Source organism: Protofrankia sp. Cas8, assembly GCF_963555845.1.
Taxonomy (GTDB): domain Bacteria; phylum Actinomycetota; class Actinomycetes; order Frankiales; family Frankiaceae; genus Protofrankia.
The window spans coordinates 11,732-13,252 of record NZ_CAUVXI010000159.1 but is presented as its reverse complement, the minus strand read 5'-3'; the positions used below and the strand labels follow the sequence as shown (position 1 = coordinate 13,252).

The window sequence follows — 1,521 nt, the reverse complement described above, 5'->3', positions numbered from 1 at the left end:
GTTCTCAGACACGCTCTTAGTTCTGGGTGTCAGGGTGAGCCCTCCGTCCGCCACCGGGGCCGGCGGTGCCGGTAACGAAGCCGTCGGTCACCAAGCGGCCACCCATGAAACCGCAGCGGAGGTTCGATGACAGCGGAAATTCCGCCGATCATTTCCGTGGACGACCACGTGATTGAGCCGCCGCACCTGTGGCACGAGTGGCTGCCCGGCAGATACCGGGAGGCCGGCCCGCGCGTCGTGCGCGCACCGTACGAGATGGTGCCGGCGGACGGATGGCCGTTCCGGATGGCCGTTCCGGATGGCTGCCAGCGGCCCGGAGACCGACTGGTGGGTGTACGAGGACCTCCGGTATGCCGTGGTCGTGGGGATGGCTTCCGCGGGCCGGAAGCCGGCGGAGATCGGTAAGGAGCCGGTCGGATACGACCAGATGCGGCCGGGTTTCTACGACCCCGGGGCGCGCCTGGCCGACATGGATGTCAACAACGTCGAACGGTCATTGTGTTTTCCGACCTTCCCCAGGTTCTGCGGTCAGACCTTTTACGAGGCGAAGGACAAGGAACTCGCGTTGGCATGCGTTCACGCCTACAACAACTGGATGGTCGAGGAGTGGTGCGGTGACAGCGGCGGCAGGCTCATCCCGCTCTGTCTGATTCCGTTGTGGGATATTGAGCTCGCCGCGGCCGAGGTGCGCCGCAACGCCGCCCGAGGTGTGCGTGCCGTCGCTTTCAGTGAGCTGCCGGCGAAGCTCGGCCTGCCCAGTCTGCACGACGCCCGGCGGCCGTGGGATCCGCTGCTGCGGGCGTGCGAGGAGACTGCGACGGTGGTGTGCATGCATATCGGGTCGTCATCGCAGTTTCTTACCACCTCGGCGGACGCGTCGACCGGGTCTGGCGCATGGGTAACGCGGCCTCCGGCCTGCCACCGGAAATAACCGAACCGCCCAGCAGCTATGTGGCCGGCCGGGTGTACGGCTGTTTTTTCGAGGACGACTTCGGGCTCGCCAGCCGCCATGCAATCGGTGTCGACCAGATCACCTTCGAAAGCGACTACCCGCACCAGGACACCACCTGGCCGAACACCCGCGCGTATGCCGAGCAGGCGATGAAGGACATCCCGGCCGCTGATGTCGAGCGAATAGTCCGAACGAACGCCATCCGGATGCTTGAGCTTCCGCCGAGTCTTGCGGGATAGCGGCGCGCCTCCCTGACCGGCCACCCTGGTCACCATACCCGGTCCCGTATCCCTGCATTCGCGCGATGTGGGGCCGAGGGTGTGTTACGAGAGGGCTGCGGAGCGTTGGTTGGGCCGCAGGGCTTGACGGCCACCCCCGGAGACATCACATTTGGCTCAATCATTGTCCGCTTAAGGTCACTGTGAGGGCGAGGGGGCCCGGAGCTCGTAGATGTCGTGCAACCGCACCGGCTGGCTGCGGCACCGGAAAGTCGCCCGGAAGCGTCCGGGCGGTGACGGTGCGAGTGAACCGATGCCGCACATTCGCGTTTTTGATCAATTCTGTTACAA

At 65.4% G+C, this 1,521-nt stretch carries 2 protein-coding genes; both read left to right on the top strand.

What is annotated here, in order from left to right; translation table 11 throughout:
- The first annotated feature begins 298 nt into the window (after positions 1 to 298).
- Positions 299 to 931: an amidohydrolase family protein gene (locus U9977_RS19670; RefSeq protein ID WP_322750753.1), complete on the top strand. Its 633-nt coding sequence runs from the start codon at positions 299 to 301 to the stop codon at positions 929 to 931.
- The gene (locus U9977_RS19665) at positions 895 to 1,191 is read left to right on the top strand and encodes an amidohydrolase family protein (RefSeq protein ID WP_322750752.1); all 297 of its coding nucleotides are present in this window, start codon (positions 895 to 897) and stop codon (positions 1,189 to 1,191) included. The genes U9977_RS19670 and U9977_RS19665 overlap by 37 nt, the downstream gene beginning before the upstream one ends.
- Positions 1,192 to 1,521: the final 330 nt, after the last annotated feature.